This is a genomic window from Dysgonomonas massiliensis (assembly GCF_900240225.1).
In the GTDB taxonomy this organism is placed as follows: Bacteria; Bacteroidota; Bacteroidia; order Bacteroidales; family Dysgonomonadaceae; genus Dysgonomonas; species Dysgonomonas massiliensis.
In genome coordinates, this window is the sequence record NZ_OEPV01000010.1 from 161,931 (window position 1) to 177,186 (window position 15,256).

The 15,256-nt window shown below is 35.8% G+C and carries 14 protein-coding genes and 1 tRNA gene; 6 read left to right on the top strand and 9 right to left on the bottom strand.

What is annotated here, in order from left to right; translation table 11 throughout:
* Position 1: 1 nt before the first annotated feature.
* Both C1A06_RS11760 and C1A06_RS15175 read right to left on the bottom strand, forming a co-directional pair.
* A complete protein-coding gene (locus C1A06_RS11760; protein WP_004310306.1) occupies positions 2–337 on the bottom strand; it encodes a hypothetical protein in 336 nt (111 codons plus the stop codon).
* Positions 338–399: 62 nt separating this feature from the next.
* Positions 400–810 carry a hypothetical protein gene (locus tag C1A06_RS15175; RefSeq protein WP_032588465.1) on the bottom strand — a complete coding sequence of 137 codons (411 nt, stop codon included), beginning with the start codon at positions 808–810 and terminating at the stop codon, positions 400–402.
* Between the two features lie 729 nt (positions 811–1,539).
* On the opposite strand from C1A06_RS15175, the gene C1A06_RS11775 reads away from it, so the two are divergent.
* From C1A06_RS11775 to C1A06_RS11785, 3 genes are all read left to right on the top strand, one after another.
* The gene (locus C1A06_RS11775) at positions 1,540–3,387 is read left to right on the top strand and encodes a 2-oxoacid:acceptor oxidoreductase subunit alpha (RefSeq protein ID WP_101690411.1); all 1,848 of its coding nucleotides are present in this window, start codon (positions 1,540–1,542) and stop codon (positions 3,385–3,387) included.
* Between the two features lie 2 nt (positions 3,388–3,389).
* The gene (locus tag C1A06_RS11780; protein ID WP_101690412.1) at positions 3,390–4,415 is read left to right on the top strand and encodes a 2-oxoacid:ferredoxin oxidoreductase subunit beta; all 1,026 of its coding nucleotides are present in this window, start codon (positions 3,390–3,392) and stop codon (positions 4,413–4,415) included.
* 118 nt (positions 4,416–4,533) lie between these two features.
* Positions 4,534–4,606, top strand: a tRNA-Gly gene (locus C1A06_RS11785).
* A 104-nt stretch (positions 4,607–4,710) separates the two neighbouring features.
* Here the strand turns inward: C1A06_RS11785 and C1A06_RS11790 are convergent.
* From C1A06_RS11790 to C1A06_RS11810, 5 genes are read right to left on the bottom strand one after another with little or no spacing between them, the layout of a single operon-like run.
* Entirely contained in the window at positions 4,711–5,547 is an 837-nt protein-coding gene (locus C1A06_RS11790) for a hypothetical protein (RefSeq protein WP_101690413.1), read from the bottom strand.
* Positions 5,544–6,107: a D-glycero-alpha-D-manno-heptose-1,7-bisphosphate 7-phosphatase gene (locus C1A06_RS11795; RefSeq protein WP_101690414.1), complete on the bottom strand. Its 564-nt coding sequence runs from the start codon at positions 6,105–6,107 to the stop codon at positions 5,544–5,546. Before C1A06_RS11795 ends, C1A06_RS11790 begins: the two co-directional genes overlap by 4 nt.
* Positions 6,108–6,803, bottom strand: a complete 696-nt coding sequence (locus C1A06_RS11800) for a nucleotidyltransferase family protein (protein ID WP_101690415.1) — start codon at positions 6,801–6,803, stop codon at positions 6,108–6,110. It abuts the gene before it with no gap.
* Between the two features lie 7 nt (positions 6,804–6,810).
* Positions 6,811–8,073 (bottom strand): hypothetical protein, encoded by a 1,263-nt coding sequence (locus C1A06_RS11805; RefSeq protein WP_101690416.1) that lies wholly within the window; start codon positions 8,071–8,073, stop codon positions 6,811–6,813.
* On the bottom strand, positions 8,074–9,144 hold the full coding sequence (locus C1A06_RS11810) for a glycosyltransferase family 2 protein (protein ID WP_101690425.1): 1,071 nt from the start codon (positions 9,142–9,144) through the stop codon (positions 8,074–8,076). It abuts the gene before it with no gap.
* A 334-nt stretch (positions 9,145–9,478) separates the two neighbouring features.
* On the opposite strand from C1A06_RS11810, the gene C1A06_RS11815 reads away from it, so the two are divergent.
* Positions 9,479–10,801, top strand: a complete 1,323-nt coding sequence (locus C1A06_RS11815) for an NAD(P)-dependent oxidoreductase (protein ID WP_101690417.1) — start codon at positions 9,479–9,481, stop codon at positions 10,799–10,801.
* A gap of 78 nt (positions 10,802–10,879) precedes the next feature.
* Here C1A06_RS11815 and C1A06_RS11820 read toward each other — a convergent pair whose 3' ends face one another.
* Both C1A06_RS11820 and C1A06_RS11825 read right to left on the bottom strand, forming a co-directional pair.
* Complete coding sequence (locus C1A06_RS11820) at positions 10,880–11,677, bottom strand: energy transducer TonB (RefSeq protein WP_101690418.1); 798 nt, start codon at positions 11,675–11,677, stop codon at positions 10,880–10,882.
* Between the two features lie 89 nt (positions 11,678–11,766).
* Positions 11,767–12,558 carry an EFR1 family ferrodoxin gene (locus tag C1A06_RS11825; RefSeq protein ID WP_101690419.1) on the bottom strand — a complete coding sequence of 264 codons (792 nt, stop codon included), beginning with the start codon at positions 12,556–12,558 and terminating at the stop codon, positions 11,767–11,769.
* 365 nt (positions 12,559–12,923) lie between these two features.
* On the opposite strand from C1A06_RS11825, the gene C1A06_RS11830 reads away from it, so the two are divergent.
* Complete coding sequence (locus tag C1A06_RS11830) at positions 12,924–13,829, top strand: phosphate acyltransferase (protein ID WP_101690420.1); 906 nt, start codon at positions 12,924–12,926, stop codon at positions 13,827–13,829.
* Between the two features lie 17 nt (positions 13,830–13,846).
* Positions 13,847–14,911: a butyrate kinase gene (buk, locus tag C1A06_RS11835; protein ID WP_101690421.1), complete on the top strand. Its 1,065-nt coding sequence runs from the start codon at positions 13,847–13,849 to the stop codon at positions 14,909–14,911.
* Positions 14,912–15,256: the final 345 nt, after the last annotated feature.

The following is a 15,256-nucleotide window of genomic DNA, read 5'->3' on the forward strand; positions in this document are numbered from 1 at the left end:
ATCATTTGTTAAGTTCCACGATGCTGTCTATCCTGCCGTATAGGAAACTGCGGAGTGCGGTCTTGTCGGTAGCCTTGTATTCCGCCCAATGTCCATACTGCTTTACAATGTAGGTTCGGAGAATGTCGGAAAAGTCAAACATCCAACCTTGCAAGGGTACTGCGCTCTTGAAATAGGTGTTGCTGTTCACGTTGCGTGTAAGCCAATCCTTTTCCTCTCGGCTCAATTTCTCACCATTGTTCAGTTTGGTGCGAAGTCCGTACACCTTGCTGCCTTGCAGGTTCTCCAAACTTGGTACTTCCCATGCCACGAATTTTGTTGCTATTGCCGTTCTCATATCCGTTTTGTTTTTGATTTTTTGTTTTTTAATGCGGATTCAAGAGCTGAGGGAGTTGAGTTTCAAACTATCTTATCTGCTTCTCGTTTATCCGACATTTTTTTTAATGCGTCTTTCTGTCGCATCGGTCGTTTTCGTTTCGGGTGCTTAAAAAGGTAGGGATTAGGGAATGCAAGGTTTTTCGGAAAAATACTACCCGAAAGGCTGGAGATTTTTCCAGAAAACAGGAGGCTTGACCTTGCTTTCCCGTACAATCCCGGAGTTACCTTTGCACCCAGCACGAAAATGACTGCCTGATGCGGCTCACTGAAAGGCGCGAAAATGGAGGTAAACGGAAGTGGAGGCAGATTAGACAGGAAAACTTCAAAAGAGAAATCCGTGAAAAAGACATCCCCAACAGAAAAGAACATAGCCGGTAGCGTGAAACCGAGCAAACCATCGGCAAGGAAGTATGTTTTTATCTGTTTGGCCAAACGTGTTTGGTCGGATGGATAAAATCATTCTTCCCGGTTTGTCTGCCGTGAGTGACGGCTTGTTCCATTTATGGAATGTGCGGTCATACACGGCTTTCCGCTTCCGGCTCAAAAGGACAACGAAAAAAGAAAAATCGTCAAAACCCCGTAAAAGCACCTCTTTGGCATAAGCACAAAAGAAAGGGGCCTTGTCTCATCAGTCTAAACTATTGTTTAGGCGTGAGGCAAAGCCCTTTTCTCCGCTTATGCGGCAGTCGGCACACGTTCGTTCAAAATCTTTTTGGGCGATGGTGTGCTGACGGATAAAATCGCTTTTACGGAAAAACTTGTGTGAGAAGAAAAAATCAGGAGATTCATTTCTAAATCTCCCGTTTTATTGTTACTTTTGCATACGAAGAGTTCTTTGAAGGTTACGCAACGCACAGAAGAATAATGCAGTAGATAACTAACTAATTCGTAACCTATTACTATTATGAGCGATTACCCAATGCTCATTTCCAATAAATTACACTCTTTTCGTAACTTCAGCGTGCAAAGGTACAAAAAAAGCTATTATATGATTCGTATTTTATTTAGCTAACTTTTAACTGTCTATTTTTAGAAAATTTATTATATTGCAAATTGATCTAATAGATATTAGCTTGTCATAATTAATATCATCTATGTCGCTCGTATTTATAAGAATCAATCAATAGACAACTATACAAACCTTTATAGATCTAATTGCATATGAATAAAAAAGTTGATGTTACAGATGTCAGCAACATTGTGGTCCGTTTCTCGGGTGACTCGGGTGACGGAATGCAATTGACTGGGACAATTTTTTCGAATTTGTCAGCTGTTTTTGGAAATCAGATTGCGACATTCCCAGATTATCCAGCTGAGATACGCGCTCCTCAAGGAGTTTTGTTTGGGGTTTCGGGCTTTCAGGTACATATAGGAACAAAGGTGTTCAACTCTGGGGATAAAACAGATGCACTAGTTGCGATGAACCCTGCAGCTTTAAAAGTTAACGCGAAATTCATTAAGAAGGATGCTATAATATTGGTAGATTCGGATTCATTTGGTCCTAAGGACTTAGAAAAAGCCGAATTTAAGACTGATAATCCTTTCAACGAATTAGGGTTGGTTACTCAACAGATTTTGGCAATTCCAATTACTACTTTAACTAAAGAAAGCTTAGCTGAATTTGATTTGGATAATAAAGCAAAAGTACGATGTAAAAATATGTTTGCATTAGGACTAGTTTGCTGGTTATTTAATCGTCCTTTAGAGGTCGCAAACCATATGTTATCCGAAAAATTCTCGAAAAATGAAGTAGTGGCTCATGCCAATCTGAAAGTTTTAGCTGATGGATATAACTATGGCGAAAATCAGCATTTGACTGCAACTACGTATCGTATTGAAACAGTTGATATAGAAAAAGGATATTATTTGGATATAAATGGTAATTCAGCTTTAGCTTATGGTTTGATAGCTGCTTCCGAAAACTCAGGAAGACCATTATTTCTAGGATCATATCCAATTACTCCTGCTACCGATATTCTTCAAGAATTATCGAAATTCAAAAATCTAGGTGTCAAGACTATTCAAGCTGAGGATGAAATTTCGGGTATAGGAACAGCTATTGGAGCAAGCTTTGCAGGTTCATTAGCTGCTACATCTACTTCAGGACCGGGGCTGGCACTTAAGAGTGAAGCTATTGGGCTGGCTGTAATGGCTGAATTGCCTTTAGTTGTAATTGATGTCCAACGAGGAGGTCCATCGACTGGTCTGCCTACCAAAACAGAGCAAACAGACTTGCGTCAGGCATTATATGGCAGAAATGGAGAGAGTCCGGCTGTAGTGATGTCGGCTATTAGTCCTACTGATTGTTTCGATGCAGCATACTGGGCTTCTAAGATTGCCCTAGAGCATGTTACTCCAGTTATTCTTTTGTCGGATGGTTATATTGCAAATGGATCTTCGGCATGGAGAATACCTGACACGTCAAAATATCCGCCTATTATACCAAATGATGCATCTCAATTTAGAGGAGATGATTGGACTAGTATGGCTCGTAATGAGGAAACATTGGCAAGATATATTGCTGCTGCTGGTACCGAAGGTCGTATGTATCGTACTGGAGGCCTCGAAAAAGATTTTATTACGGGAGCAATCTCTACAGATGCTGAAAATCATCAGAAGATGGTTAATCTTCGTCAAGAGAAAGTTGATAGAATTGCTAAATATATTCCGGGGCAAGAGGTTTTTGGAAATCAAGATGCTGATACAATTATAGTAGGATGGGGCGGTACGTATGGTTATTTACGAGAAGCTGTAGAGCAAATAAACAAGCAAGGACAGAAATTGGCTTTAGCTCATTTTCGTTTTATTAGTCCACTTCCTATAAATACGGCTGAATTATTGTCTAAATATAAGAAAGTGATAGTGGCAGAGCAAAATAATGGCCAGTTTGCAGATTATCTGGAGTCTAAAATCAAAGGATTAAATATCATTCGATACAATAAAGTTGAAGGTCAGCCATTCTCAGTATCAGATTTAGTTGAAACATTCATTAAAGAAATGGAGGCATAATTATGGAAGCAATTAAAATGGCTCTTTATGATGCCAAAGATTATAAAAGCAATCAGTATGTACGTTGGTGTCCGGGTTGTGGAGATCATGCAGTATTGAATTGTTTACACAAAGCAATGGGTGAATTGAATATTCCCCCACATATGACGGCCGTAATTTCAGGTATAGGATGTTCATCCCGTTTGCCTTATTATATGGGTACGTACGGATTTCATACGATACATGGACGTGGAGCTACAATCGCAACAGGAGTGAAAGTTGCTAAGCCCGAACTGACAGTTTGGCTAGCTACTGGAGATGGCGACTGTTTAGCTATCGGAGGTAATCATTTTATTCATGCATTGAGACGTAATATTGATATTAATATTTTGCTGTTTAACAATAAGATATATGGGTTAACGAAAGGTCAATACTCGCCGACTACTGATCGAGGATTCAAAACAAAAACTTCTCCTTTCGGAACTATCGAGGATCCTTTTCGTTCGATCGAATTAACATTAGGAGCACGTGGAACGTTTTTTGCCCGTTGCATTGATGTAGATTTGGCTAATACGACAGAAATGATGGTTGAAGCTGCTAAACATAAAGGAACTTCGGTCGTAGAAGTACTTCAGAATTGTGTGATATTTAATGATGAGGTGCATAAAGCTGTTCGTGATAAAGAAGCCAGAGCAACTAATACAATATCTTTGCGTCATGGCGAAAAAATGCTGTTTGGTAAAAATAAAGAAAAAGGCCTTGTTTTAGATGGTTGGAATTTAAAAGTTGTAACTGTAGGAGAAGACGGCTATACTTTGGATGATATTCTAGTTCACGATGCGAAATGTAAAGATAGTACGTTGCATATGAAGTTGGGACTGATGCTTCCGGAAGATGGACTACCTCTAGCATTGGGTGTGATTCGTGATGTTGAGGCTTTGGTCTACGATCGTGAGGTCGAAAATCAGATAAATGAGGTTAAGAAGAAGAATCCTATACGTTCGTTGAATGAATACTTGATGACTAAAGATATTTGGGAAATTAAGTAAAATATTCATATTCTAATAGTTGTGATTGCTTCTTTATAGGATGTGAAATTTTATTTCTAAAAAGTGAAAATGAAATTTTGCAAATTCGAAAAATGGTTCTATATTTGCAATCGCAAACGCGAAAGTAGCTCAGTTGGTAGAGCACAACCTTGCCAAGGTTGGGGTCGCGGGTTCGAATCCCGTCTTTCGCTCTGATCAGAATGTGACCTAATAAGTCACATTTTTTGTTTTATACAGATGAAGTGTAAATAATAAAGGCTTATAGATTTTACTATAAGCCTTTATTATTTGAATTTTATTCGTCTATCTGCTTGTATGTTTTTGCGCTATACCAGCTTCGTTTTATGAAGCATTTACTTAGCGAAATCCAGAGTTTCATTTTGAACCTTTCCCAAGATTTATTTTGGATACGCTCCACATCTGTGAAGTAATCAGTATCGGAAATAATATTAAAATATTGTTTTTTGCGATACATTCCTTTTTTTAGATATTCTATGTGATGCGTAATCATCTTTGATTTGGGAAATACATAGAATCTACATTCTTTAATGTTTGGGATATAAGGATATTTTTTTACATAACTAGGTACATGTACTGGCATATTCTCTGTGATCCAGATGTAGCCTTTTCCTGTGTCACGAAGGAAGTTTGATATATGACACTCAGGGTATAATTCGAAATTAAATATATCAGGATTCTCTTTTATATATTGAGTTTTGATAATCGAAAAATCAGTTGCCAAAGCATAATATTTGTCATACCAATCGGCACTGGCCCATACTTTATCTGATGATTGAGATAATAAATTCGTATATTTCGATTGTATATGATCTCCGTACATCCAAGTATCAGCTTCAAGAATAAGGGTATATTCACAATTGTCGGGGATGAATTTGGCTCCTTCCATTAGTAGTTGAGAATTCCCTTTTTTGTGACCTGCATTCTCTTGAAGAATAACAAGTTTGTCAATCTTAGATGCAATGTCGTCTGAAATAGTATAACCTTTATTTTTACCATTGCTAACAACGATAATATAATATTCGTTGTTTTTCCATGTATCACGAATTATCTGCAAATTATATCCCAGATCTTCAATTCTGTCGTATACACGTATAAGTACAGCAATTTTCATTTTTCTTTTTCAGTTTTATAGAATTCGGCAAATTTATATAGGCTTTCAAAGTAGGTGTTGGCTATTTTATATATGGAGTCGTTCTTTGGATATTTGTCTCCAACCAACACAGTGTACATACCTAGCTTATTTCCGAAAATAATATCCGATTTGCTATTTCCGATCATGATTGTCTCCTCAAATTTAAATTCAGGATTATCCATCTGGATCTGGAAAGCCATTCCTATATTCGGTTTGCGGTTAATTGAATGATCCGAAATATCAGTACAAAAGTATATCCCATCTATTTTTCCAGATGCTTTATTTATTTCTCCTAACATATAAGAATGAACCGTATTTAGAGTCTCTACTGTCATTCGACCTCTTCCAATACCCCGCTGATTCGTTACGATAAATATTTTGTCAAATTCATTGGTGAGAATATTGATGGCTTTGACAGCATTCTCGGTAAAAATAAATTCACTCTCGTCCTTAACATAGTCCGCAGGACGTTCTATGTTGATTACGCCATCTCTGTCAAGAAGAAGAAATTTATATTTTGTGGGATCAAACTTTGTCATTTACTTATTTTTGAAATCAATATTTGCTTTCTCATAGTCAGAAGGAATGCCGATATCAATAAAATAGCCACTAGTTTCAAAGCCGTATATCTTTAATACCCTTAATTTACTTTCTAGTATTTCTTTTTCAAAAGAAAATTTTTGAGGTAAATTAAGGTTCGTAAATAGTTTTTTCTCGATACAATATATCCCAGCATTAATCAAACCTTTATCTTGGTATTTTTTTTCTTCGAATATCTCGATCTTATTTTCTGAATTTATTTTAACTGTACCATATCGGTCAAAATCTTTCATCTCTTTTAGCGCAACACTTATATCTGCACCATGTACACCATGAAAATGATATAGATCATCTAATTTTATATCGAAAAATGTATCTCCATTAATCACTAACGCTCGTTCAGACTGAATCTTCTCAAAAGCTAATATAATGGCTCCGCCTGTGCCAAGAGGCTCCTCTTCTATGACATAAGATATGGAAAAAGGATATTTTTGTGTAGTTAGCCAATCAAGGATAACTTTATGTTTGTAGCCAAGCGATAAAACCAGATGTTCGATTTTTTCCAGTTCTAAATAATCCAAAATATACTTAAGGAATGGCTTCCCTGCAACGATAGCCATACACTTAGGAACATCATTTACTACAGTCTGCAGGCGTGTTCCAAGTCCTCCTGCAAGTATAATGCATTCTTTCATATAGGGATTATTTTTTTAGACTATGCGATAATGCAATACTATAAGTTCTCGGATAATATACGTAATACTTGTAATAAACAAAAAAGAAAAAGAACAAGTATAAATAATAATTTTCGTCAACTATACCTTTGATATTTGATATAAGGCAGTGCCCGAAAATAAATACTATCATAAGATTTGCGGCATGATCTTTAGTCATACTTAATGCAACAACATATGCCTGATATGCAAAGAATAATACTGTTCCAATAATACCGGAATAGAACCATAATCTAGTATAGCCTACATCATGCCCCATAAAGAATAGTGATCCATTACCAACCCAGAATGTCATAGCATCGTCAGGAATAATAAACATACCTAAAAGATCTTCGGATGAACTTGTGGTTAATTCTCCAGTTCTTTGAAAATTAATAAATAACTCAAACCCCCAATCGGTAAACTGAGGCATGTATACATATGCGAAACTAGTACCGAGACTGAAAAATATGAAACAAAGCCCTATGAATTTGAGAAACTGTCTTTTATTCGATGAATCTTTGTTAGTGATGAAAAAGACAATCAGATATACTGCTGCTCCGGCAAGTCCGATGACAGTAGTACGAGCCATAAATAATCCAATAAAGAAGGTAATTGCAAAACCGATGGTTAGTAAGATTAACTGAAAAGTTGTATGTCTTTTAGATATAAGCACATATGCATACATTATGAGTGCAGCCCCAGAAGTTACACCAGCTCCAAATAGGCCTGTACCATTTCCCACCAAGCGTTCGGTCTGAAAACGGCTGCGATCAGCATCTTCTAAAGCGTTACCAACTTGAATAGATAAAAAGAATTCATTTACATCAGGGAACTTATACATTAAAAATGTCACAACAGATTGTAATGTTACTGCTCCAACAATATACAATACAAATTTATTGAAAGTAGGTTTTTTATGTAAACTAAAAAATAAGAAAGTGACCAGATATGATGCAAAGAAAAAACCCATTTGAGTTCTTGTATACATTATATGGAAGTCTTCACGCCAGAATTTATTGATAAATGGTGCTGTATAAAACCAGAAAATGAGAATAGTGAAGGCTGCAAGAACCTTAAATACTTCACGGAAAGGATAACCATGTAGAAGATATATTCCTAAGCCTAGTGCTGCCATTGGGATTAACATCGAACTGCTTCCCACAGCTATAGCCTGGGGATATATATAGTAGTAGAATGCTAAAAGCAATCCAAAATGTTTTGCGTATGTAATAAAAGAACTTGATTCCATTTATGAAAACATGTCTATATATTTGTATATAGATGATTGTTTGTACTTAATTTTAAATAAACATTTGAAGTAGAAAATCAGCATATCCTGTCTACTATAATTTGTTCTTGAATATAAAGTCGATTTTTTTAGTTGTTTTACCACTTTAAATCCAAGTTGTGAGTTTGCGCATAATCGCAACCAATGGATAGACATCATATGCTGCAGAAAAGTGCTGTCACAAAAAGGTTTCTTCCTATTCTTGTCTATAAGATTAACCATAAATTTTTCACATTTACCTAGATATTCAGCAGATGGAATTTTAGGTACGCATTCTGCTACCGATGCATATACGTCGAGATATTCATCATCTTGGGGTAACTCTAAATTATCGCAATGAATTTTAAACACTAACTTTTTATTATCGGCTTGAAGTTGTTCATTCAACGAAGATACTTGGTTTTCATGTACACGATAGAGTAAAAGTGGTTCAGCTATATTTGCTATTTTAGTTTTATAAATTGCTTTTGACCAGAGTGCATAGTCTTCTACATGGAGATATTGATTCTCAAATTTTAATCCTAGCTCAGTAAAGACTCTTTTTCTTATCATTGAAGCAGGATGGCATATTCCACTTTTGAATAGCATATAGGCCTGAAGTTCCTCGGGTTTGGACGGACTATGATGTAAACTCCTTTTATTGGGATTTCTTGACGGAAAGGCATAAAATAGTGTACTTACTATGTCTATATCTTTATTCTCTTCTAGAAAAAGTATTTCTTTTTCGATTCGTTCAGGAAGAGAAATATCATCAGCGTCCATTCGTGCAATGTACTCACCATTGCATAAGGAAATTCCTTTGTTTAAAGTTGGTATAAGACGAAGATTAGTTTCGTTATCAATTACTTTTATTCGTTTGTCAATGTTAGATAAACTAATAAGTATTTCTCTTGTCTTATCTGTCGAACAATCATTGATCGTTATTATCTCCAGATTGTCATAAGTCTGGTTCATAATAGATCGTAAAGCTTGTTCTACATGCTTTTCAGCATTATAGCAAGGCATTAAAACAGAGACAAGAGGTTTATTCATGTATTGTAGCATGTTTTGTGACCACGCAAAGATACTCCTTTTGTCTGTTAAAAACATCTTGTACTTGTCTTTTTTAGTTTTTGACTAGTTCAAATACTCTTATCAAGGATATAGAAAAAAATGATAGCTCTGAGCGTATTAATACTCTTTGATCAAATTGTATAATCAATGCCAAGAAAAGCTATGATTGTTCAATGTAATACAGTTTTAACAATAAAGATTATTGAATTTAGGAAATGCTTTTTATTTGATATATTATTTATGTCTCTGTTTTGTAAACTAGAGATTGCAAAAATGATTATATTTGCAGCTTAGTAATACTTGATTATTCAAAATGGAAGAAGATAAAACATTAAACGTAAACAAAAACTTTAGAGAACTGGAAAAAGGCTATACGATGCTTGAGGCTATAACAGAAGCCAAAAGATGTCTAAATTGTAAGAAGCCTACTTGTATTGAAGGATGTCCGATCAGTCATGATATACCGGGATTTATCAACCAGATTTCAATGGGGAATCTAGGTGGTGCAATTAGTATTATTAACGAGAAGAGTAATTTGCCTGCTATCTGTGGGCGAGTTTGTCCGCACGAGAAACAGTGTGAAGGACATTGTATTCTAAATAAAAAAGGAAATCCAGTTCGTGTTGGGAAACTTGAACGTTTTGTTGCTGATTTTGATAGCGAAATGAAGCTAATCAAAGAAAAACTACCTCAAAAAACAAGAGGTAAAGTTGCTGTTATTGGCTCAGGCCCTGCCGGATTAAGTGTAGCCGGTGATCTGGCAAAAGATGGATTTAATGTAACAGTATACGAAGGACAAAATGAACCGGGAGGAGTTCTGTTGTATGGTATTCCGGAATATCGATTACCTCGTGATATTGTAAGTCGTGAGGTGAAGAAGATTGAAGCCCTAGGTGTGACTTTTCTTTGTAATTGTTTAGTTGGTAAAAATATCACAGTTGATGAGATGTTCGAACAAGGCTTCGATGCAGTCTTTATTGGTTCAGGAACAGCTGTTCCTAAGACAATGGATGTGCCGGGAGCTAATTTGCACAAAGTAATTCAGTCATCTTATTTCCTTCGAATGGTCTATTTGCATACAAGTGGTAGTGTTGGTCGTCATCGTGTCCCTATGTTAGAAGGTGATAGAGTTGTAGTCATCGGAGCTGGAAATGTAGCTATGGATACAGCACGTACAGCAATTAGAATGGGAGCAAAAGAAGTTACTGTAGTTTACTATCGTGGTATTGAGAATATGTCAGCCCTTCAAACCGAATATAATGAGGCAGTAGAAGAAGGTGTTAAATTCAGATGGAATACAGCTACTAAAGAATTTATAGGAGAAGGTGGAGTATTGGCAGGTATGAGAGTTGAAACTCCTGAAGGGGAAGAAATACTTGGTGTAGATCGAGTAATGCTTGCAATTGGAACGAAACCGGCTAATAGAATTGTATCTACTACTTTAGGTATAGATGTTGATGATAATGGTTATGTGAAAACTACTAATCATCCTTATGGAATGACTACTCGCAAAGGGGTATTTGCCGGAGGAGATGTCGTGCATACTCCGCAAACCGTTGTATTGGCAATGCGCGAGGCGAAAGAAGTTGCTAAAGGTATTGCAATGTATGTAGATGCAGTGAAGCTATTGAGCTAGATTTGCTTTCAAACTATATGATAAAAGTCCCAAATGTTGAATAACTTTTGGGACTTATTTTGTATATCGAGATATTGTTTATGGCCTATTGAAATTGAAGGGAAGGCTAAAATATACTGATACAGGCTTGCCGTTCTTTAAGCCAGGCTCCCAATCAGGCATCCTTTCTACTATTTTTTTTGCTGTATTGTCTAATACCTTCGATCCGCTGGATTTCAAAATAGTAACATCATTAACTTTACCTTTCTCTGTAACAACAAAGCGAATCACAGTTCGTCCTTTACTACTACTATTTCGAGGATATTTTAAATTATCTTTGATATATTTATACATTTCACTTTCTCCACCCATAAATTCAGGCATCCATTCGGATCCTTCTACTGCTTCTACTTTTCGAGGACGTTTAAAAAATGAAAAATTCAAACCTCCTTTGATTTCGACAGCAACATTTTCGTTGTTTTTCACTGCAGGGCTATATTCTAGACTATTTATTAGTTCAGCGACTTGCTCCTCTATAGATGATGTTACGCGAGTTTTGAAGTTTAGGTTTTTGACATTTCCTTTCTCATCAACATTATAATAAAAAGTAAGAACGTTACCAATAGGAATATCTGTAGAACTAAGTTTAATCTTAGACATTAAATATTTGTGTAGACTTACTCCATCTGTTGGAGTTAGTAGTTTTGAATCTTTGTCTACCGGTACATATTTATATACGGTTGATGTATCATTGTAGGATTTAATAATCTTTTCAGTCGTTTTCTGAGGTTTATAAATTATTTTCCTATTATCATTCGAGTCTTGTGCATATGTACTCACTGCGAAAGAGATAATCGAAATTGCAGTAAAGAAGAGGACGATTTTGTTTTTCATCATAATTATAATATTGTGTTTGTTTGTCTCCGGCAAAAGTAATAATAGTTTCTGATAATAATAACTGAGCCTACATACAAAAAGATTTGTAGCTATTTTATATTCGCAAATACATATTCCGGTTCCTTTCGGGTATTGTTAGCTGCTGTAAATTTCTCAGACATCAGTGGATACACTGGGCTATTGAAATGCCGTGAATTTTCAGGACACACAACAATACACCGACCGCAAGCAATACATTTGTTACTGTCAGTTTTAGATGGATCATTTTCGGGTATGGCCGAAACTGGGCATAATTGAGCACAAGTTCCGCATTGAGTACAAGTCTCATCTCCCTCAGGGTAAAAGGTTGCCTTATTGGGGATCTTATATGGATTGTTTCCTTTTACTTTTAGACTGTCCAATTGAGATGTATCGTCAATTCTTTCTAAAATAGCCTTCGATCGATTGGCAAATATATTTATCTTATCAAAATCCGAACTATCAGGTCTATTTGTTCCTACAGTAGGAAATATTGAGTGTTGTCCAATAAATGCTCCAGCCGAAATAATTTTAAACCCATTATTTATAACAATGTCATGCAGTTCGAGTAGAGCATCGTCATAATCACGATTCCCATATACGCAAACAATTATAGCAGGAGTGTTATTCCCTTTAAATAGCTTTAGGTCTTCTGTGCATTTACTGGGAATACGACTTGAATATACAGGCATACCAATTATAACGAGTTCTTCGTTCGAAAAATAAACTTCGTTAGATACTGATCCTTGTGTAATATCATATTCGGTACTATCAGTTTTAAACTGCGATGAAATTTGGCTAACAACTTTTTGTGTTGTGTAGGTTGCGCTAAAATAAACTTGGTTGGTTTTAGATATTTGCATAGTGAAATATTCAACTTTGATGATTTAGTCACTAAATTAATGATAAAAGTAAATAGCCAAGACAAAGTAGTGTTAAAACAAGTTTACATAGATTGCGTGGCTTATGTTGAAGATGTAACTTTTCTGATCGAATAATTTTTCATTGATATAAAGTTTGTGAATCTAGGTGTTTTATAGCAAATTGAATCCCGCTTGACGATAGAATTAATTAAATAGATTTTAATGCTGCTTTTTTATTGAAATAAAGTTACTGATATCGTTTATTAATCAACGTTTTAGAGTATATTATTACTCTTGAATATTTGCTGTTTTGTGGAAAAAAATAGATATTTGTTTAATCTATAAACCATAAGAAACATATAATTATGAATAATGCTATAAAGGATTTTAGCCAGTTAACTGATTATCTAAAGAAACAGAGTATAAGAAAAAAGGTTGCAGTGATTTGTGCTTATGACGATCACACAGAGTCTGCTATTTCCGAAGCGTTGAAGGATGGTTTTGTGTCCTTGGTTATGGTTGGAGATCAAGATAAAGTGAAAAATTATCCTGCATTACAACAGTTTTCGGAGTTTGTAAGTTATGTGGATATAAAAGATTCTGACGAAGCTGCTCGTGTTGCAGTGACAATGGCTCGTAACGGCGAAGTGGATATTCTGATGAAGGGGATAATAAATACTGATAATTTACTAAGAGCAATTCTTAATAAAGAATATGGCATACTTCCTTCCGGAAAGGTTATGACTCATCTGGCATTGATAAAAATACCGACATACGATAAGTTTCTATTTTTTACTGATGCAGCGGTTATTCCATGTCCATCACTTGAGCAACGAAGCGCAATGATAGAATATGTCGTAAATATATGTAGAAAATTCAAGATTGATACTCCACGTGTCGCGTTGACACATTGTACGGAAAAGGTGAGTCCTAAATTCCCATTTACTTTGGATTACGAAACAATAAAAGCAAAAGCAAAAGCTGGGGATTTTGGTTCAGTCATTATTGATGGTCCTATGGATGTGAAAACTGCATGTGATAGCGAAAGCTCGGAAATAAAAGGCATTAATTCACCGATTGAGGGTAAAGCAGATGTTCTAATATTTCCTGAGATTGAATCAGGCAATACCTTTTATAAAGCAATGACACTATTTGCAAAAGCGGATATTGCAGGATTGTTGCTTGGCCCATCTTGCCCCGTGATTCTATCCTCACGTAGTGATTCGGGAGAGTCTAAATATTATAGTATTGCAATGGCATGTATATCTTAAAATAAAATGAGCATACAATGAAAAGAATCTTAGCTATTAATCCAGGATCGACATCAACGAAGATTGCTGTATTCAAAGAGAATAAAAATATATTCAAAACATCAATTCGCCACTCGGCTGAGGAATTATCAAAATATAAAAACACCATAGATCAGTACCCTTTTCGGAAAGAATTGATTCTTGAAGAACTGAAGAAAAATAATATTGATTTTGAATTTCATGCAGTAATAGGGCGTGGAGGATTGCTGAAGCCTATCCCGGGTGGTGTGTATGAGGTTAATGAGCAGATGATTGATGATGTTAAGAATAATTCGAAAGATCATGCAAGCAATTTGGGCTGTTTATTGGCTGCCGATATAGCCTCTATGCTTCCTGGCTGCAAAGCTCTCATTGCTGATCCGGTTGTAGTTGATGAATTGAAAGATATTGCTCGTATTTCGGGACTGCCAGAAATTCCAAGAGTATCTATTTTTCATGCATTGAATCAAAAAGCAATTGCGCGTCGTTATGCGCGCGAAGTCGGGAAGGTGTACGAAGAGTCCAGGTTGATAGTTTGTCATATGGGTGGCGGTATATCAACCGGAGTGCATTTAGACGGGAAAGTTGTAGATGTAAATAATGGATTAGATGGAGAAGGTCCATTTTCACCAGAGAGATCGGGCTCATTGCCTTCTGGTTCTTTGATCGATATGTGCTTCAGTGGAGAGTATACACTTGAAGATATGAAGAAGAAGATTGTTGGTAATGGCGGCTTAGTAGCTCATTTGGGTTCTAATAACCTTTTAGAAATAATGAGGCGAGTAGAGGAGGGGGATAAACATGCAGAATTGATTGTGAACGCAATGATATATAATATAGCTAAAAGGATAGGTTCGGCAGCTGTAGTATTGAAAGGCCGTATAGATGCTATTATCCTCACTGGAGGTTTGGCGTATTCAGATTATGTCGTTTTACATTTGAAAGATCATATCTCTTTCTTAGGTCCAGTAAGGGTTTATCCGGGTGAAGATGAGATGGAAGCTTTAGCAACAAATGCATTAAGTGCATTAAATGGAATTTTACCTATTAAATGCTATTGTTAGTTCGAAATTAATTTCTATCTTTAAAGCTCGCTCTATTTAGAAATTGGACAAGCTTTTTTTTGAAAAAATGTTATTAAACATAAACTGGTGTGTAATTGCAAGTTGCGAAATTTTGAAAAAAAAGTTAGAAAAAACTTCCAAAAATATTTGGAGTGTAATATAAAAGCGACTACTTTTGCACTCGCTTTAGAACAATAAGCGTTTTGAACTGAAGCGACAAAACAAAGAGATCATTGACATAGTTATAAGAAAATATAGATACATACAAAGCGTGTAGTACATATAAGTATTACATATCAATTCCTACCCGGCTTTGATCTTTTGGATTGAAGTAAGGTGATAACG

Coding starts and splice junctions, on each gene's coding strand:
- C1A06_RS11795 (WP_101690414.1), bottom strand. CDS start 6,107: ATGACAAAGTTTGATCCCACAAAATATAAATTTCTTCTTCTTGACAGA.
- C1A06_RS11800 (WP_101690415.1), bottom strand. CDS start 6,803: ATGAAAGAATGCATTATACTTGCAGGAGGACTTGGAACACGCCTGCAG.
- C1A06_RS11820 (WP_101690418.1), bottom strand. CDS start 11,677: ATGATGAAAAACAAAATCGTCCTCTTCTTTACTGCAATTTCGATTATC.
- buk (WP_101690421.1), top strand. CDS start 13,847: ATGAAAAGAATCTTAGCTATTAATCCAGGATCGACATCAACGAAGATT.
- C1A06_RS11805 (WP_101690416.1), bottom strand. CDS start 8,073: ATGGAATCAAGTTCTTTTATTACATACGCAAAACATTTTGGATTGCTT.
- C1A06_RS11825 (WP_101690419.1), bottom strand. CDS start 12,558: ATGCAAATATCTAAAACCAACCAAGTTTATTTTAGCGCAACCTACACA.
- C1A06_RS11790 (WP_101690413.1), bottom strand. CDS start 5,547: ATGAAAATTGCTGTACTTATACGTGTATACGACAGAATTGAAGATCTG.
- C1A06_RS11810 (WP_101690425.1), bottom strand. CDS start 9,144: ATGAATAAACCTCTTGTCTCTGTTTTAATGCCTTGCTATAATGCTGAA.
- C1A06_RS11775 (WP_101690411.1), top strand. CDS start 1,540: ATGAATAAAAAAGTTGATGTTACAGATGTCAGCAACATTGTGGTCCGT.
- C1A06_RS11815 (WP_101690417.1), top strand. CDS start 9,479: ATGGAAGAAGATAAAACATTAAACGTAAACAAAAACTTTAGAGAACTG.
- C1A06_RS11760 (WP_004310306.1), bottom strand. CDS start 337: ATGAGAACGGCAATAGCAACAAAATTCGTGGCATGGGAAGTACCAAGT.
- C1A06_RS11830 (WP_101690420.1), top strand. CDS start 12,924: ATGAATAATGCTATAAAGGATTTTAGCCAGTTAACTGATTATCTAAAG.
- C1A06_RS11780 (WP_101690412.1), top strand. CDS start 3,390: ATGGAAGCAATTAAAATGGCTCTTTATGATGCCAAAGATTATAAAAGC.